The sequence below is a fragment of the Streptococcus sp. k-163 genome, from assembly GCF_013277555.1.
Classification (GTDB): Bacteria; Bacillota; Bacilli; order Lactobacillales; family Streptococcaceae; genus Streptococcus.
In genome coordinates this window covers 1-18,832 of sequence record NZ_VMND01000011.1, presented here as the reverse complement: position 1 = coordinate 18,832, position 18,832 = coordinate 1, and the positions used below count along the sequence as shown (strand labels likewise).

Here is an 18,832-nt window from a genome sequence, read left to right as displayed (position 1 = left end):
TAAGCTTAACCTTACAGAAAGCGGTAACAAATAATGAAAATGTCTACTTTTTTCAAAAAAGTTTCTGGCCAGCCTTTATGATTGTTAACCAAACATATATACTATTCTATCTAAAGGATGGCTTGGATCGACAATACCTAACAACTGAGTCTATATATTTGGTGATAGGAAACTTTATATTTGGAAATATTTTTGTAGCTATTTTTAGCAATTCGAAAATGTGGGATAAAAGTTGGGATAAAAAGAGTGGTAGCAGTAAGAAAAAATATATCTTGAAAAAGTAAGTGGAGATGTAGGGAATTGGTTTGATTCGACGGAGATGATTTCCAGTTGACGCAAGCTTAAAAAAACGTTATAATAAGAAAGTTGAGAATTGATTTTCAGTTGTCTTAGTCCAGAGAAATGGCGGTGCTGCGAGCCATCTAAGCTAGAAACTCATGCTACTCAATTTAACAATTGCATAATAAGAATAAGAGAATGACAAGTTCATTGAATGAAGGTGGTACCGCGGTTTTTCGCCCTTCGTGATATGAGCTTGTCTTTTGATTTTTTGGAGGTGTTGATGAAAACATTTCTTGTCAAACAAAAGTTTCGTCTTGGAGGCGAACGCTTCGCTATCAAGGATGACAGAGGAGAAATCGCCTATCAGGTGGAGGGATCATTTTTTAAGATTCCTAAAACTTTTACCATCTATGATGCTAATGGTGAACAGGTCAGTCAGATCAGTAAAGAAATCTTGACCTTGCTTCCTCGTTTTGAGATTCAGCTTAGGGACGGTTCAAATTTCGTCATTCGTAAGAAGTTAACCTTCTGGCGAGATAAATATGAGTTTGATAATCTGGGGCTTCGAATCGAGGGCAATATCTGGGATTTGAATTTCAAATTGCTGGATGATCGCGATCAGTTGATTGCGGAAATTAAGAAGGAACTCTTCCATCTGACCTCTACCTATACCGTAACGGTCCTTGAGGACGCTTATGCAGACCTAGTCATTTCCCTCTGTGTCGCGATTGACTATGTGGAAATGCTGGAAAGCCAATCACATTAAACAAGTAAATAAGGAGACAATATGAAACAACTATCTAGTGCACAAGTACGCCAAATGTGGCTTGATTTCTGGGCGACTAAAGGTCACTCTGTAGAACCATCAGTGAGCTTGGTTCCTGTAAATGACCCAACTCTTTTGTGGATCAACTCTGGGGTAGCAACCCTTAAGAAATACTTTGACGGGACCATTATCCCTGAAAATCCACGTATTACCAATGCCCAAAAGGCTATCCGTACCAACGACATCGAGAACGTAGGGAAGACTGCACGTCACCATACCATGTTTGAAATGTTGGGGAACTTCTCTATCGGGGATTACTTCCGTGATGAAGCTATCACTTGGGCTTATGAGCTTTTGACAAGCCCTGAGTGGTTTGACTTCCCAGCTGAAAAACTTTATATGACCTACTATCCAGCTGATAAAGATTCATACAACCGCTGGATTGAAGTGGGAGTGGATCCAAGTCATTTGATTCCAATCGAGGATAACTTCTGGGAAATCGGTGCGGGACCTTCTGGACCAGATACAGAGATTTTCTTTGACCGTGGAGAAGCTTTTGACCCAGAAAATATCGGTATTCGTTTACTTGCAGAAGATATTGAAAACGACCGTTATATCGAAATCTGGAACATCGTTTTGTCACAATTTAACGCAGACCCTGCTGTTCCTCGTAGCGAATACAAGGAATTACCACACAAGAACATTGATACGGGCGCTGGTTTGGAGCGTTTGGTAGCGGTTATCCAAGGGGCTAAGACTAACTTTGAAACTGACCTCTTCATGCCAATCATTCGTGAAGTGGAGAAATTGTCTGCTAAGGTTTATGACCAAGATGGCGACAACATGAGCTTCAAGGTCATCGCTGACCATATCCGTTCTCTTTCATTTGCGATTGGGGATGGTGCTCTTCCAGGAAATGAAGGTCGTGGTTATGTCCTTCGTCGTCTTCTTCGTCGTGCCTCTATGCATGGTCAAAAATTGGGCATCAACGAGCCTTTCCTTTACAAACTCGTTCCAACCGTTGGAAAAATCATGGAAAGCTACTACCCAGAAGTGCTTGAAAAACGTGACTTTATCGAAAAAATCGTTAAGAGCGAAGAAGAGTCATTTGCCCGTACTCTTCACTCAGGTCAACACTTTGCCCAAGGCATCGTAGCTGAATTGAAAGAAAAAGGTCAATCTGTCATTGCTGGTTCTGATGTTTTCAAACTCTATGATACATACGGATTCCCCGTAGAGTTGACAGAAGAAATCGCTGAAGAAGCTGGTATGACTGTAGACCGTGAAGGTTTTGAAGCAGCCATGAAGGAACAGCAAGAACGTGCGCGTGCCTCAGCTGTCAAGGGTGGCTCAATGGGTATGCAAAATGAAACCCTTCAAAACATCACTGTAGAAAGTGTCTTCAACTACAATGCTAGCCAATTGTCTTCTAAATTGGTGGCTATCGTAGCTGACAATGCAGAAGTAGAAGCTGTATCAGAAGGAACTGCCTCACTTATCTTTGCGGAAACTCCATTCTACGCTGAAATGGGTGGACAGGTCGCTGACCACGGACAAATCTTGGATGAGTCAGGTAAGGTCGTGGCTGCTGTGACAAATGTTCAAAAAGCACCAAACGGACAAGCTCTTCACACAGTTGAAGTCCTTGCACCGCTTGCTTTGAACCAAGAATATACCTTGGCAATTGATACAAATCGTCGTCACCGTGTTATGAAAAACCACACTGCGACTCACTTGCTTCACGCTGCCCTTCACAACATCCTTGGAAATCACGCAACACAAGCAGGATCTCTTAACGAAGTTGAATTCCTTCGCTTTGACTTTACTCACTTCCAAGCAGTGACTGCTGAAGAATTGCGTGCTATTGAACAGCAAGTCAATGAAAAAATCTGGGAAGCTATTGTGGTCAAGACTGTTGAGACAGACATTGACACAGCCAAAGAAATGGGAGCTATGGCCCTCTTTGGTGAGAAATACGGTAAGGAAGTTCGTGTTGTGACCATCGGTGACTACTCAGTTGAACTTTGTGGTGGTACCCACGTTGGCAATACTTCTGAAATCGGTCTCTTCAAGATCGTCAAAGAAGAAGGGATTGGATCAGGAACTCGTCGTATCTTGGCAGTGACTGGTAAGGAAGCCTTTGAAGCTTATCGTGAACAAGAAGATGCACTGAAAGCAGTCGCAGCAACTCTTAAAGCACCTCAAGTCAAGGAAGTACCTCATAAGGTTGAAGGACTTCAAGAACAACTCCGTCAATTGCAAAAAGAAAATGCAGAATTGAAGGAAAAAGCTGCAGCTGCAGCTGCAGGCGATATCTTCAAAGACGTTAAGGAAGTCAACGGTCACCGTTACATTGCTAGCCAAGTGTCTGTATCTGATGCTGGTGCCCTTCGTACCTTTGCAGATAACTGGAAGCAGAAAGACTACTCTGATCTTCTTGTCCTAGTTGCCGCTATCGGTGACAAAGTCAATGTCCTTGTAGCAAGCAAGACAAAAGACCTCCATGCAGGAAACCTTGTCAAAGAATTGGCACCAATCGTCGATGGACGTGGTGGTGGTAAACCAGACATGGCCATGGCAGGAGGAAGCAACCAAGCTAAAATTCAAGAACTCTTGGATGCAGTAGCAGGTAAATTATAAGACAATAAAGATCTATCCATTAGGGTAGGTCTTTTTGTGAATGCAAAAAAGCCAAATCCGTTTGGACCTGGCTTGATTATTATGAACTATTAGATTGTATTGGCTGCCCAGACACTTACCGAAGCAGCTGAGACTGGGAATTGTCCATAACCTTCCTCATCGATTGTAACTTGACCTTGGTGGTTTTCAAGTAAATCTACAAAGGTTTGGTTAGCCCACTCTTGGCCGATAAACATTGACTTGCTGTTTTCTTGGTCATTTGAGATAAGGACTGCGATTGGGGATTGATTTTCAGCACCTGAGCGTACCCAACCGATACAGTTAGGGTCATCAAAGTAGTCATTTTGTTCTCCATAGGCCAAATCTTTTCGGATGGCTAGGAGGCGGTCAAGAACTTCTTTGAAATCTTGTTGAGCATATTGGCCTGAAATTCCATAGTAGTCGCCGTAAAAGACACATGGAAGGCCATCTTGGCGTAAGAGAATGAGGGCATAGGCTGCTGGTTTGAACCATTCTTCAACAGTCGATTCAAGGGCTTGTCCTCGTTGGGTATCGTGGTTGTCAACAAAAGTTACAGCCTTGTCAGGCTTGAGTTCAACCAAGCTATCTGTGAAAATATCACGAAGGTCATAGTTTGCGCCAGCTTGACTGGCTTCAAAGAGATTCTGGTGGAGACGAACATCGACAAGGTCAAAGCGTTCTTCCGTTTTTTCAAGATAGTCTAGGTTAGCTTCCTTATCTGGGTTCCAAAATTCACCAAAAACATAGAAATCCTCACCGTATTTTTCCTTCATATCACGGATGAAATTGCCCATAAAGAAGGAATCGATATGTTTGACGGCATCCAAGCGGAAACCAGCTACACCAGTCGTCTCCATGAACCAGTCAGCCCAGTCATAGATATTTTGGATGACTTCAGGATGTTTAAAGTCTAGATCAGCATACATGAGGTAGTCATAGTTACCGTTTTCGTTATCGACCAATTCCTCATTTGCCCAACCCTTGTTGTCCCCTTGGATTAGATAAATCCCAGACTTACGGCGTTTAGCATCGTAGTCTGTACCTGTGAAGTGGTACCAATGCCAGTGGAAGTCATTATAGGTATCTTGGCGACCATCGAAGGTAAAGCTAGTCCAGCCGTTGATGGTGAAGGGTTCTCCGAGTTCAACTGTACGGTCTATAGGATCCACTTCGATAACCTGAAAGGCTTCCATGTGATCAGCAGCAGCCTTGTGATTGAGCACCACATCGGCCATAGGATGGATTCCCTGTGCTTTTAGGGCTTGAATGGCTTGAAGATAGTCTTCTTTGAAACCATACTTGGTACGGACAGTTCCTTTTTGGTTAAACTCTCCTAGGTCGAATAAGTCATAAACCCCATAGCCAACATCTTTTTCGTTGGTAGCCTTAAAAGCTGGTGGCATCCAGACATAACTGATGCCGAGATTAGCTAGGTGTTGAGCATCTTCAGCTAGACGTGTCCAGTGCTGACCGTCGTGGGGCAGATACCATTCAAAGTATTGCATGAGTGTTTGATTTTGCATGATGTTTCCTCTTACTTGTCAATCTTGTTCTTTATTCTATCATAAAGTATCTTTTAGGGCAAACGTTTGCGTAAGATAGAATAAATATATTTTAACTACTTAAAATAAAGTGTTGATTTTTTTGTATCAAAGTGCTAGTATAACAGTATGTAATATAGATAAAGATAGGAGTTGTCCCATGATTGAATTTCAAAATGTTAGTAAGTTGTATGGTGATAAAGAGGCCTTGAGCAGTCTCAATTTGCAGATTGAAAATGGGGAGATTATGGGCTTGATTGGCCATAATGGGGCTGGAAAATCGACCACTATAAAATCCTTAGTCAGTATCATTTCGCCCAGCAGTGGTCGTATTCTGGTGGACGGTCAGGATTTATCGGAAAATCGCTTGGCGATCAAACGAAAGATTGGCTACGTTGCAGACTCGCCTGACTTATTTTTACGCTTAACAGCCAATGAGTTTTGGGAATTAATCGCCTCCTCTTATGATCTGACTAGCTCTGACTTGGAGGCTAGTCTAGCTAGGCTATTAAGTGTTTTTGATTTTGCTGAAAACCGCTATCAGGTTATTGAAACCCTTTCTCACGGAATGCGTCAGAAAGTCTTTGTCATCGGAGCACTCTTGTCTGATCCTGATATTTGGGTCTTGGACGAACCCTTGACTGGTTTGGATCCCCAGGCTGCCTTTGATTTGAAGCAGATGATGAAGGAACATGCACAAAAAGGGAAGACGGTCTTGTTTTCAACTCATGTCCTAGAGGTAGCCGAGCAAGTCTGTGATCGGATTGCCATTTTGAAAAAGGGGCATTTGATTTATTGTGGTAGCGTAGAGGACTTGAGAAAAGACTATCCAGACCAGTCTTTGGAAAGTATCTACCTTAGTCTTGCTGGTAGAAAAGAGGAGGTTTCAGATGCGTCTCAAGGTCATTAAAAAATTAGTTGATATCAATATCCTCTATTCATCTCAAGAAGCTAATCTGGCTAACCTACGAAAGAAGCAAGCTAAAAATCCTGGAAAAAAAGTAAATGTTTCCGCTAGAGTCCTAAGTTCTTACATTTTTTCCAGTCTCTTGATGCTTTTAATGTTTATAAATATAGCCTTTCGTTTTCCTTTTGAGGAAATACCAAGTTTTTTTAGTAGCATGGTTGCTATTTTACTGGTGCTTGCCTTTTCAACTTCTTTCACTGCATTTTACAATGTCTTTTATGAGAGTAAGGACTTGGCATCGTATAGGCCCTATGCCTTTAAAGAATCAGAGATTATAATTGCTAAAGGACTGTCTGTTCTCTTGCCAGCTCTAGCTGGAATTGTACCAATCCTAGCTTATTTTCTAGTCCTCTATATTAGGCTAGCTCCTTCTCTTTGGCTGGGCTTACCTTTGATGCTGTTGTCCTTGGCCTTATTATTTGTCTCTGTTACTTTAGTGATGGTAGTGGCAGTACATTTCTTGGCTCAGACTACGGTCTTCAGAAAGTATCAGTCTATTTTTTCGAATGTGATGATTGGGATAGGGGTTCTCATACCTTTAATATTTGTCCTCTTTCTACAGTCGACTTTTGGAAGTATTGTTGACAAAGTTAGAGACATTCCATTTCTCCTTTATCCTCTTCATATCTTTTACAAAATAGCAGTGGAGCCTTTTTCGACAGAAGCCATACTGGGTCTGCTCGCTTGGATAGCTTTAACTGTTTTCTTGCTTTACCTGACCAAAAAGAAGGTTTTTCCTCATTTTTATGATGTGATCCTGCTTAATAGTGAGGAGAAGGTCAAGAAAGAACGTCGCAATAAGGAGAGAATTTCAACTACTAATAAAAAGGGCTTTTTCCGTATGGTTTTACGCTACAACCTCTCCCTCTTGGGACAGGGAACTGGCGTGGTTACAGTGCTTTTTACAAGTGCTTTCCTTCCTTATCTCATGATGATTGGTCTGATTTCCAAAATCCGAGATTCTCAGATAGTTCCAGATATTTATCCTCCATACTGGTTACCCTTGTTTTTTATAGCTCTCTTTATAGCAGTTGTCAATAACAATATCACCAGCCTGCCTTCAATTGCCTTATCCTTGGAGAGGGAAAATGTTGATTTTCTTAAGAGTTTACCCTTTGACTTTGCTCGTTATGTGAAAGTGAAATTTTGGATTATATTTGCTGTTCAGTCCTTTTTACCAGTTCTGACTTTACTTGGTCTTTCTCTATATCTAGGCTTGCCCATCCTTTCGATGATTTACCTTCTTGTAGTCTGGACCCTTGCCAGTGTCATACTTTCTTGCCACAATTACTTTAAGGACGTAAAAAATCTGTCAACCAATTGGAGTAGTATTACGGACTTGGTGAACCGTTCAAATCGTATAGTAGCAATTGTTTTGATCTTGGTTTATAGTGTTATATTAATGGTTTTAGTCATTGGTAGCTTGTTCTTAGTTAAGTCTCTCTTCCCTGTCCTTGCCATCAGCTTGGGAGTAGGAGCTCTTATCCTTTTGCTTGGTCTTGCTATTTTTGGCTATCATTACTATCTATCACGCATATTGGCAGAGATAGAAAAAAGATGAGGTAGTTGGTCGCTTGCTTGATACATTTTATAAAAAGAAATGAAGCTGAGTAAACCCCACTTCTAACTAGCAAAAAACGAGCATTTCCCTAGTTGGATATACTCGTTTTTCTATGCCATTTTTCTTATCATAAGAACAAAACGACTAGAAATTTATAACAATGTATAAATCCTACAGCATCAATTGCTTAAATTGGGGACTAGATTTTATCTATGATGTTTTGAAGATTAATGGAGCTTGAGATGTTTGCTATTTATGGATAGTGTACAAAGTAAATTGTTACTGGCGAGCTCTCTCATGCTTCTGGGGCTGCCTTTCATCTAGCTATTCTTATAAAAATCCGTTTTTATACTAAATGAAAAACAAAGAGCAAACTAGGAAGCTAGCCTCAGGTTGCTCAAAGTACCGCTTTGGGATTGCAGATAAAGCTGATGTGGTTTGAAGAGTATTAGACTAATTTCCACTTCGGTCAGGCAACTGGAAGTTACTTTGAAAAGTTACCGAGAAATGATTCCTATTTGTAAAACTCTGATAAGTCTTGGCTGATTTTGGAGAAATGTGGTATAATTTTTCTTATGGAAAAGATTATCATTACAGCAACTGCTGAAAGTATTGAACAAGTTAAACAACTGCTCGAAGCTGGCGTAGACCGTATCTATGTCGGTGAGAAAGATTTTGGCCTTCGTCTGCCAACAACCTTTAGTCATGACCAATTGCGTGAAATCGCTAAGCTGGTTCATGATACTGGTAAGGAATTGATTGTTGCGGTTAATGCCCTCATGCACCAAGATATGATGGACCGTATCAAGCCTTTCTTAGATTTCTTGGAAGAAATTAAGACAGACTACATTACGATTGGGGATGCAGGCGTCTTTTATGTGGTCAATCGCGATGGTTATTCCTTTAAAACTATCTACGATGCTTCTACAATGGTGACTAGCAGTCGTCAGATTAACTTCTGGGGACAAAAGGCTGGCGCATCTGAAGCTGTTTTGGCGCGTGAAATCCCATCAGCTGAACTTTTCAAAATGCCAGAGATTTTGGAAATTCCTGCTGAAGTTTTGGTTTACGGTGCAAGTGTTATTCACCATTCTAAACGTCCGCTCTTACAAAACTACTATAATTTTACGCATATCGATGATGAAAAGACTCGCAAGCGTGACCTCTTCTTGGCTGAACCAAGTGATCCTGAGAGCCATTATTCCATTTTTGAAGACAATCATGGGACCCACATCTTTGCCAACAATGACCTTGATTTGATGACCAAATTGACAGAATTGGTAGAGCATGGTTTCACTCACTGGAAACTAGAAGGGCTCTACACTCCTGGTCAAAACTTTGTTGAGATTGCAAAACTCTTTATTCAAGCGCGTAGCTTGATCCAAGAGGGCAACTTTAGCCATGACCAAGCCTTCTTACTGGATGAAGAAGTTCGCAAGTTACACCCTAAAAACCGTTTCCTTGATACGGGATTCTATGATTACGATCCTGACATGGTTAAATAAAGTAAACTGCAAGTTGAGAGAAGGAAGAGACAATCATTTCTTCTCTCAATTTTTTCTTATTCTCCAATATTTTCAAAAAATTAGCAGGCTAGGATGCTCTATTTGATAGGATTTTTAAGCTAAGTAGCGTCCTTAAGTTTGAAAATTATCTCATGTTTGCAGGTGCCAAATGGCCCTTTTTTTGGTATAATTTTTTATAATGAAAACGATTGGTAATCGCTATGTTGTGGTGGATTTAGAGGCAACTAGCACAGGTAGTAAGGCTAAAATTATTCAAGTGGGAATTGTTGTGATTGAGGATGGAAAAATCGTCGATCACTATACGACAGATGTTAATCCCCATGAACCCTTGGATGCTCATATCAAAGAATTGACAGGACTGACAGACCAACGTCTGGCGCAAGCACCTGATTTTTCGCAAGTTGCCAGAAAAATCTTTGACTTGGTGGAGGATGGGATTTTTGTAGCCCACAATGTTCAGTTTGATGCCAATCTTTTAGCGGAAAATTTATTTTTTGAAGGTTATGAGCTAAGAAATCCTCGTGTTGATACGGTCGAATTGGCCCAGGTCTTTTTCCCTGAACTGGAAAAATATAGTTTGCCGATTTTGTGTCGAGAATTAGGAATTCCTCTAAAACAAGCCCACACAGCTCTTTCAGATGCCCAAGCTACTGCGGAATTACTTCTTTTTTTGCGAGAAAAGATGGCCCAACTTCCTAAAGGTCTCTTGGAACGCTTGCTGGAAATGGCTGACGCCCTCCTATATGAGTCCTATCTGGTTATTGAAGAAATTTATCGAAACCAATCTATCCTGAGTTCTCCCGACTTGGTCGAAGTTCAAGGACTGTATTTCAAGAAGACTGCAGCTCCTCTGGAGCCACGAAAACTATCTCAAGATTTTTCTAAAAATATTTCTCTGTTGAATCTTGAAGTGAGGGAGGAGCAAGAAAGTTTTGCTAAAGAGGTTGGCTTGCTATTGAAAGATGAGCCTGTCTCATTAATTCAAGCACCGACAGGGATTGGGAAAACCTATGGCTATCTCTTACCCGCTTTATCTCAAGTCAAAGAGCGACAAATTGTTCTTAGTGTTCCGACAAAGATTCTTCAAAATCAAATCATGGAAGAAGAAGGTAAACGTCTCAAGGAAATGTTCCATACAGATATTCATTCTTTAAAGGGGCCACAAAATTATCTGAAGCTGGATGCCTTTTATCGTTCCTTGCAGGAAAATGATGAAAATCGCTTATTTAGACGCTTTAAAATGCAACTTTTGGTCTGGCTGACAGAGACAGAAACGGGGGATTTGGATGAAATCGGGCAACTCTACCGTTACCAACATTTTCTAACAGACCTTCGTCATGATGGGAATTTATCATCCAAGAGTTTATTTGTGACGGAAGATTTTTGGAAACGTAGTCAAGAAAAGGCACAAACCTGCAAGCTTTTAGTGACCAATCATGCCTATCTTGTAACTAGACTTGAAGATAATCCTGAATTTGTTAGTGACCGTTTATTGATTATTGATGAAGTCCAAAAAGTTTTGTTGGCTCTAGAAAATCTGCTTCAAGAGACCTACGATATCCAGTCTATTATTGATTTAGTTGATAAGGCTTTATTGGAGGAGCAAAATAAGGTCCAGCAACGAATACTAGAAAGTATTCGCTTTGAGTGCCTCTACTTGATAGAACAATTTCAGTCTGGCAAATCTAGGAAAAATATCTTAGATTCTCTTGCCAATCTCCACCAGTATTTTTCAGAATTAGAAGTAGAAGGCTTTGAGGATCTGGTTCGCTATTTTACAGCTGAAGGTGATTATTGGCTTGAATTAACTGAAACGAGTCAAAAGAAAATTCAGATTTCTTCTACGAAATCTGGCCGTATTCTTCTATCTTCTTTAGTGCCTGATTCATGTCAAGTCTTGGGAGTGTCGGCCACTCTTGAGATTAGTCAGAGGGTTTCTTTGGCAGACCTTTTAGGCTATCCTGAAGCCAAATTTGTCAAGGTTGAAGCTGGTAAAAAACAGGATCAAGAAGTGGTCTTGGTCAAAGATTTCCCTCTGGTGACAGAAACTTCCTTAGAAGTCTATGCCAAAGAAGTAGCTGATTTACTAGTGGAAATTCAAGCTTTCCAGCAACCAATTTTGGTTCTCTTTACTGCCAAAGACATGCTTCTAGCAGTATCGGATTTACTTCCAGTTAGCCATCTGGCCCAGTATAAAAATGGCGATGTTCATCAACTGAAGAAACGCTTTGAAAAAGGAGAACAACAAATCTTGCTTGGTGCAGCAAGTTTCTGGGAGGGAGTTGATTTTTCAAGTCATCCTTTTGTGATTCAAGTTGTACCAAGACTTCCTTTCCAAAATCCTCAAGATCCCTTGACGAAAAAGATTAATCAGGAATTGAATCAAGAAGGGAAAAATGCCTTTTATGATTATCAATTGCCCATGGCTATTATTCGTTTAAAACAGGCTTTGGGAAGAAGTATGAGACGTGAACACCAACGTTCCTTAACCCTCATTCTGGATAGAAGAATCGTCGGAAAACGATATGGCAAGCAAATAGTGACTTCTCTAGCAAAAGAAGCGACTGTTAAAACCGTCTCTCGATCCGAAGTTGATGAGGCTGTTGATAAATTTTTAAATGAACTTTGATAAATAGTATTGTATGAAAGTATAAGGTTAGTATATATGAAACGTTCTCTCGACTCTAGAGTCGATTATAGTTTGCTATTGCCAGTATTTTTTTTACTGGTTATTGGCGTGGTGGCTATCTATATAGCTGTTAGTCATGATTATCCAAACAATATTCTGCCCATTCTAGGGCAGCAGGTCGCCTGGATCGCCTTGGGGCTTGTGATTGGTTTTGTGGTCATGCTTTTTAATACAGAATTTCTTTGGAAGGTGACCCCCTTTCTGTATATTTTAGGCTTGGGACTTATGGTCTTGCCGATTGTCTTTTATAATCCAAGCTTAGTTGCATCAACGGGTGCCAAAAACTGGGTATCAATAAATGGAATTACCCTATTCCAACCATCAGAATTTATGAAGATATCCTATATCCTCATGTTGGCTCGTGTGATTGTCCAATTTACAAAAAAACATAAGGAATGGAGACGCACAGTTCCACTGGACTTTTTGTTAATTTTTTGGATGATTCTCTTTACCATTCCAGTCTTAGTTCTTTTGGCACTTCAAAGTGACTTAGGAACTGCCTTGGTTTTTGTAGCTATTTTCTCAGGAATCGTTTTATTATCAGGGGTTTCTTGGAAAATTATTATCCCAGTATTTGTGACTGCTGTAACAGGTATTGTTGGTTTCTTAGCCATTTTTATCAGTAAGGACGGCCGGGCTTTTCTCCATCAACTGGGAATGCCGACCTACCAAATCAACCGTATTTTGGCTTGGCTTAATCCATTTGATTTTGCCCAAACAACCACTTATCAGCAGGCTCAAGGACAGATTGCCATTGGGAGTGGTGGCTTATTTGGTCAAGGTTTTAATGCTTCTAATTTGCTTATTCCAGTTAGAGAGTCGGATATGATTTTCACGGTCATTGCAGAAGATTTTGGATTTATTGGCTCTGTTCTTGTTATTGCCCTTTATCTCATGCTGATTTACCGTATGTTAAAGATTACTCTTAAATCAAATAACCAGTTCTACACCTATATTTCCACAGGTTTGATTATGATGTTGCTCTTCCATATCTTTGAGAATATCGGTGCTGTTACTGGCTTGCTTCCTTTGACTGGGATTCCTCTGCCTTTTATTTCGCAAGGGGGATCGGCTATTATCAGTAACTTGATCGGTGTTGGCTTGCTTTTATCGATGAGTTATCAAACCAATCTAGCTGAAGAAAAGAGTGGAAAAGTCCCTTTCAAACGGAAAAAGGTTGTTTTAAAACGAATCAAATAAGGAGAAAATCATGGTTAAAGTAGCAGTTATGTTGGCTCAGGGCTTTGAAGAAATTGAAGCTTTGACAGTTGTGGATGTTTTGCGTCGGGCAAATATCACTTGTGATATGGTTGGTTTTGAAGAGCAAGTGACGGGTTCACATGCAATCCAAGTCACAGCAGATCGTGTCTTTGATGGTGATTTATCAGACTATGACATGATTGTCCTTCCTGGAGGGATGCCTGGTTCTGCATATTTGCGCGATAATCAGGCCTTGATTCAAGAATTGAAAAGCTTCGAGCAAGAAGGAAAGAAACTGGCAGCAATTTGTGCGGCGCCAATTGCCCTCAATCAAGCAGGGCTATTGAAAAATAAGAAGTTTACTTGTTATGATGGTGTTCAAGAGCAAATCATTGATGGTCAATACGTCAAGAAAACAGTAGTGGTAGATGGTCATTTGACAACCAGTCGAGGTCCCTCGACAGCCCTTGCCTTTGCCTACGAGTTGGTAGAGCAATTAGGAGGAGACGCAGAGGGGTTACGAACTGGAATGCTCTATCGAGATGTCTTTGGTAAAAATCAATAAAACGGGAGTTAACCTCTCGTTTTTTTATGTGGAAAACTCAGGGAAATCATCGCTTTTTTAACGAAAAAATGGTATAATGAAAGCTATGAAATATCACGATTATATCTGGGATTTAGGTGGAACTTTACTAGATAATTATGAAACTTCAACAGCTGCATTTGTTGAAACATTGGCACTGTATGGTATCAGACAAGACCATGACAGTGTCTATCAAGCTTTAAAGGTTTCTACTGATTTTGCAATTGAGACATTCGCTCCCAACTTAGAGCATTTTTTAGAAAAGTACAAGGAAAATGAAGCCAGAGAGCTTGAACACCCGATTTTATTTGATGGAGTTTCTGACTTATTGGAGGATATTTCAAATCAAGGTGGGCGTCATTTTTTGGTCTCTCATCGAAATGATCAGGTCTTGGAAATTTTAGAAAAAACCTCCATAGCAGCTTATTTTACGGAAGTAGTGACTTCTAACTCAGGCTTTAAGAGAAAACCAGATCCTGAGTCTATGATTTATTTAAGAGAGAAGTATCAGATTGATTCTGGGCTTGTCATTGGTGATCGGCCGATTGATATCGAAGCAGGTCAAGCTGCAGGATTGGATACCCACTTGTTTACCAGTATCGTGAATTTAAGACAAGTATTAGACATGTAAGAAAAAGGAATAAGATGACAGAAGAAATCAAAAATCTGCAGGCACAGAATTATGATGCCAGTCAAATTCAAGTTTTAGAGGGCTTAGAGGCTGTTCGTATGCGTCCAGGGATGTATATCGGGTCAACCTCAAAAGAAGGTCTTCATCATCTAGTCTGGGAAATCGTTGATAACTCAATTGACGAGGCCTTGGCAGGATTTGCCAGCCATATTCAAGTCTTTATTGAGCCAGATAATTCAATCACTGTTGTCGATGATGGGCGTGGTATCCCAGTCGATATTCAGGAAAAAACAGGCCGACCTGCCGTTGAGACAGTCTTTACGGTTCTTCATGCTGGAGGAAAATTTGGCGGTGGCGGCTACAAGGTCTCAGGTGGTCTTCACGGAGTGGGGTCTTCAGTAGTTAATGCTCTTTCCACTCAGTTAGATGTTCATGTCCACAAAAACGGTAAAATTCATTACCAAGAATACCGTCGTGGTCATGTTGTTGCAGACCTTGAGGTGGTTGGAGATACGGATAAAACGGGAACAACAGTTCACTTCACACCAGACCCAGAAATCTTCACTGAAACAACAACCTTTGATTTTGATAAATTAAATAAGCGTATTCAAGAATTGGCCTTTCTAAATCGTGGTCTTCGAATCTCTATCACAGATAAGCGTGAAGGTTTGGAACAAACCAAGCATTACCATTATGAAGGTGGGATTGCTAGTTACGTTGAGTATATCAATGAGAACAAGGATGTTATCTTTGATACACCAATCTACACAGACGGTGAGATGGATGATATCACAGTTGAAGTAGCCATGCAGTACACAACGGGTTATCATGAAAATGTCATGAGTTTCGCCAACAATATTCATACCCATGAAGGTGGAACGCATGAGCAAGGTTTCCGTACAGCCTTGACACGTGTCATCAACGATTATGCTCGTAAGAATAAGTTACTGAAAGACAATGAAGACAACTTAACAGGTGAAGATGTCCGCGAAGGATTAACTGCAGTTATCTCGGTTAAACACCCAAATCCACAATTTGAAGGACAAACCAAGACCAAACTGGGGAATAGCGAAGTTGTTAAGATTACCAATCGTCTCTTCAGTGATGCCTTCTCTGATTTCCTCATGGAAAATCCACAGATCGCCAAGCGTATCGTGGAAAAAGGAATTTTAGCTGCTAAGGCTCGTGTGGCTGCCAAGCGTGCGCGTGAAGTCACTCGCAAGAAATCAGGTTTGGAAATTTCCAACCTTCCAGGGAAACTAGCAGACTGTTCTTCTAACAATCCTGCTGAAACAGAACTCTTCATCGTCGAAGGAGACTCAGCAGGTGGATCAGCTAAATCTGGTCGCAACCGTGAGTTCCAGGCAATCCTTCCAATTCGCGGTAAGATTTTGAACGTTGAAAAGGCAAGTATGGATAAGATTCTTGCTAACGAAGAAATTAGAAGTCTATTCACAGCGATGGGAACAGGATTTGGAGCAGAATTTGATGTTTCAAAAGCTCGTTACCAAAAACTCGTTCTGATGACTGATGCCGATGTCGATGGAGCCCACATTCGTACCCTTCTTTTAACCTTGATTTATCGTTATATGAAACCAATTCTAGAAGCTGGTTATGTTTATATTGCCCAACCACCAATCTATGGTGTCAAGGTTGGAAGTGAGATTAAAGAATATATCCAGCCAGGAGCAGATCAAGAAATCAAACTCCAAGAAGCTTTAGCCCGTTATAGTGAAGGTCGTACCAAACCGACCATTCAGCGTTATAAGGGACTAGGTGAAATGGACGATCATCAATTATGGGAAACAACCATGGATCCCGAACATCGCTTGATGGCTAGAGTTTCTGTGGATGATGCTGCAGAGGCAGATAAAATCTTTGATATGTTGATGGGGGATCGAGTAGAGCCTCGTCGTGAGTTTATCGAAGAAAATGCCGTCTATAGTACACTTGATGTCTAAAAAATAGAGAGAAGTAGTTCCCTTGGTCTAAAAAATATGATATAATCGTTACGATTGTTTCAAGTAAAAAAGGAGTTTAATATGTCTGCTAGCCTAGTAATTTATTTAATAATTGCAGTTGCAGTTTTATTGGTCATTGCCTATGCTATCGCAATCTATGTAAGGAAGCGCAATGAAAGTAAATTAGCAATTTTAGAAGAGAAAAAAGAAGAGCTTTATAATCTTCCGGTTAATGATGAAGTTGAAGCTGTAAAAAATATGCACTTGATTGGACAAAGTCAGGTGACTTTCCGTGAATGGAACCAAAAATGGGTTGACCTATCTCTTAACTCTTTTGCAGATATCGAAAATAATCTTTTCGAGGCAGAAGGCTATAACAACTCATTCCGTTTTTTCAAAGCCAGTCATCAAATTGATCAAATTGAGAGCCAAATTACCTTGATTGAAGAAGATATTGCGGCAATTCGCAACGCCTTGGCAGATTTGGAGAAACAAGAGTCTAAAAATAGTGGACGTGTTCTGCATACCTTGGACTTGTTTGAAGAGTTGCAACACCGAGTTGCTGATCATTCTGAAGAATATGGACAAGGTTTGTCTGAAATCGAAAAACAATTGGAAAATATCCAATCAGAGTTTTCTCAGTTTGTAACTTTAAATTCGTCTGGTGACCCAGTAGAAGCTGCTGTGATTTTGGATAATGCTGAAAATCATATCTTGGCTTTGACACATATTGTTGATCGTATCCCAGCAATTGTAGCAACATTATCTAAAGACCTACCTGATCAACTGGAAGATTTAGAAGATGGCTACCGTAAGCTTTTAGATGCCAACTATTATTTTGCTGAGACAGATATTGAAGCGCGTTTCCAACTGCTTTATGAAGCTCTCAAGAAAAATCATGAGAATATTGCGAAACTAGAATTGGATAATGCAGAGTACGAAAATACTCAAATCCAAGAAGAGATTAATGCACTTTATGATATCTTTACAAGAGAAATTGCGGCACAGAAAGTAGTAGAAGGTTTAGTAGCAACACTTCCTACTTATCTTCAACACATGAAGGAAAATAATGCTTTATTGATAGAAGACATTGAGCGTTTGAGTAAAAACTATTTACTTTCTGAATCAGATGCAAGTCATGTTCGCCGTTTACAGTCAGAATTAGAAAGTTTTGAGACTGCCATTATTGAAGCGATTTCGGATCAGGATGAAGCAACTCAAGCATATTCAATTCTTGAAGAAAAACTTGAATCTCTGCAGGAAAATCTTAAAAAGATTGAAGATGAACAGATTTCAGTTAGTGAGCGTCTTGCACGAGTTGAGAAAGATGATATCAATGCACGTCAAAAAGCAAATGTATATGTTAATCGTCTCCATACAATCAAGAGATATATGGAAAAACGGAACCTACCTGGTATTCCACAAAGTTTCTTGAAGTTATTCTTTACAGCAAGTAATAATACGGAAGATCTCATGGCTGAATTAGAACAAAACTTAGTCAATATAGAATCAGTTAATCGTATTCTTGAAATTGCAACGAAGGATATGGAGGAGCTTGAGGCGGAAACTTATAATATTGTACAGTATGCAACCTTGACAGAGCAACTCTTGCAATATTCTAACCGCTATCGCTCATTTGATGAACGTATCCAAGAAGCATTTAACGAAGCTTTAGATATTTTTGAAAAAGAATTTGATTATCACGCTTCATTTGACAAGATTTCTCAAGCATTGGAAGTGGCAGAGCCTGGTGTAACCAATCGCTTTGTTACATCATATGAGAAAACACGTGAAACGATTCGTTTTTAATAAAAGAAAAAGATTTGATTGTGTGAGAAGCAGAATCAAATCTTTTTTATTTATTAATTACCTATAAAATCGTGTATGATAGGATTTTAAGATAAAAAATTGGAGATGATTTAAAAAGCAAAATAAACCGGCTCTATAATATTTGTAGTGAGTAAATCCCCTATGGATATTATGGAGCCTATTTTTGTGTAGAAAAAAGTCCCATAAGATCTATAATGAAAAGCAACCAAACCATCATTAGAAAGAATCATATGGAACAATTACATTTTATCACAAAACTTCTTGATATCAAAGACCCAAATATCCAAATTATAGATATCGTTAATAGGGATACTCACAAAGAAATCATAGCTAAATTGGATTATGAGGCTCCATCTTGTCCTGATTGCGAAAGCCTAATGAAGAAATATGACTTTCAAAAACCTTCTAAAATTCCTTACCTTGAAACGACTGGTATGCCTACTAGAATCCTCCTTAGAAAACGTCGTTTCAAGTGCTATCATTGCTCTAAAATGATGGTCGCTGAGACTTCTCTCGTCAAGAAGAATCACCAAATCCCTCGTATCATCAACCAAAAGATTGCCCAGAAGCTAATTGAAAAGACTTCTATGACCGACATTGCTCATCAGCTGGCCATTTCAACTTCAACTGTCAT

General features: G+C 39.9%; 13 protein-coding genes and 1 pseudogene. 13 read left to right on the top strand and 1 reads right to left on the bottom strand.

All coding sequences use genetic code 11. The features are described from left to right. The first annotated feature begins 33 nt into the window (after positions 1 to 33). The 3 genes and pseudogenes from HT731_RS09370 (at position 34) to alaS (ending at position 3,688) form a co-directional block, all read left to right on the top strand. Positions 34 to 284 (top strand): annotated as a pseudogene (locus HT731_RS09370) (hypothetical protein). A gap of 278 nt (positions 285 to 562) precedes the next feature. Then, entirely contained in the window at positions 563 to 1,048 is a 486-nt protein-coding gene (locus tag HT731_RS04355) for an LURP-one-related/scramblase family protein (RefSeq protein ID WP_173277804.1), read from the top strand. A 21-nt stretch (positions 1,049 to 1,069) separates the two neighbouring features. Then, complete coding sequence (alaS, locus tag HT731_RS04350; protein ID WP_173277802.1) at positions 1,070 to 3,688, top strand: alanine--tRNA ligase; 2,619 nt, start codon at positions 1,070 to 1,072, stop codon at positions 3,686 to 3,688. 89 nt (positions 3,689 to 3,777) lie between these two features. Here the strand turns inward: alaS and HT731_RS04345 are convergent, their stop codons facing one another. Next, the gene (locus HT731_RS04345) at positions 3,778 to 5,232 is read right to left on the bottom strand and encodes an alpha-amylase (protein WP_173277801.1); all 1,455 of its coding nucleotides are present in this window, start codon (positions 5,230 to 5,232) and stop codon (positions 3,778 to 3,780) included. Between the two features lie 178 nt (positions 5,233 to 5,410). Between HT731_RS04345 and HT731_RS04340 the strand changes: the two genes are divergently transcribed. From HT731_RS04340 to HT731_RS04295, 10 genes are all read left to right on the top strand, one after another. Continuing rightward, on the top strand, positions 5,411 to 6,160 hold the full coding sequence (locus HT731_RS04340) for an ABC transporter ATP-binding protein (RefSeq protein WP_173277798.1): 750 nt from the start codon (positions 5,411 to 5,413) through the stop codon (positions 6,158 to 6,160). After that, entirely contained in the window at positions 6,141 to 7,778 is a 1,638-nt protein-coding gene (locus HT731_RS04335; RefSeq protein WP_173277797.1) for a hypothetical protein, read from the top strand. Before HT731_RS04340 ends, HT731_RS04335 begins: the two co-directional genes overlap by 20 nt. Positions 7,779 to 8,353: 575 nt before the next feature. Next, positions 8,354 to 9,283, top strand: a complete 930-nt coding sequence (locus tag HT731_RS04330) for a peptidase U32 family protein (protein ID WP_173277795.1) — start codon at positions 8,354 to 8,356, stop codon at positions 9,281 to 9,283. Between the two features lie 199 nt (positions 9,284 to 9,482). Continuing rightward, a complete protein-coding gene (locus tag HT731_RS04325) occupies positions 9,483 to 11,933 on the top strand; it encodes a bifunctional DnaQ family exonuclease/ATP-dependent helicase (protein WP_173277793.1) in 2,451 nt (816 codons plus the stop codon). Positions 11,934 to 11,969: 36 nt separating this feature from the next. Beyond that, a complete protein-coding gene (locus HT731_RS04320; protein WP_061759988.1) occupies positions 11,970 to 13,193 on the top strand; it encodes an FtsW/RodA/SpoVE family cell cycle protein in 1,224 nt (407 codons plus the stop codon). 10 nt (positions 13,194 to 13,203) lie between these two features. Continuing rightward, the gene (locus tag HT731_RS04315; RefSeq protein WP_173277791.1) at positions 13,204 to 13,758 is read left to right on the top strand and encodes a DJ-1 family glyoxalase III; all 555 of its coding nucleotides are present in this window, start codon (positions 13,204 to 13,206) and stop codon (positions 13,756 to 13,758) included. A gap of 85 nt (positions 13,759 to 13,843) precedes the next feature. Beyond that, positions 13,844 to 14,407 (top strand): HAD family hydrolase, encoded by a 564-nt coding sequence (locus HT731_RS04310; RefSeq protein WP_173277817.1) that lies wholly within the window; start codon positions 13,844 to 13,846, stop codon positions 14,405 to 14,407. A gap of 14 nt (positions 14,408 to 14,421) precedes the next feature. Then, a complete protein-coding gene (gyrB, locus tag HT731_RS04305) occupies positions 14,422 to 16,368 on the top strand; it encodes a DNA topoisomerase (ATP-hydrolyzing) subunit B (RefSeq protein ID WP_061759989.1) in 1,947 nt (648 codons plus the stop codon). Between the two features lie 81 nt (positions 16,369 to 16,449). Continuing rightward, the gene (ezrA, locus tag HT731_RS04300) at positions 16,450 to 18,177 is read left to right on the top strand and encodes a septation ring formation regulator EzrA (protein WP_061759990.1); all 1,728 of its coding nucleotides are present in this window, start codon (positions 16,450 to 16,452) and stop codon (positions 18,175 to 18,177) included. 251 nt (positions 18,178 to 18,428) lie between these two features. Next, the coding region (locus HT731_RS04295; RefSeq protein WP_173277789.1) for a transposase family protein at positions 18,429 to 18,832 on the top strand (404 nt) is incomplete at its 3' end.